Genomic DNA, 251 nt, shown 5'->3' on the forward strand with positions numbered 1-251 from the left:
GCCTTCTGGTTGAAACTGATAGAGGCTTAGTGCTTATTGATACAGGCTTTGGCTTGCAAGATTACTTACATATGAAACAACGTCTAGGCTCATTAGTTAAACGTTTAGGCAAAATTGAGCCTAACCTTGAGTTTAGTGCTATTCAGCAAATTCAAAAGCTCGGATTTAATCCAAAGGATGTACAACACATCTTTGTCACTCATCTTGATTTCGATCATGCAGGTGGAATTTCAGATTTTCCACATGCCACT

Annotated in this window: 1 protein-coding gene; it reads left to right on the plus strand. The window is 38.6% G+C overall.

Annotation, left to right across the window (positions count from 1 at the left end; genetic code table 11):
- Positions 1-251, plus strand: a 251-nt coding sequence (locus AC3II9_RS22165) for an MBL fold metallo-hydrolase (protein WP_489158896.1), incomplete at both ends; no start/stop codon positions are given.

The sequence above is a fragment of the Lysinibacillus sp. RU7 genome, assembly GCF_057837305.1.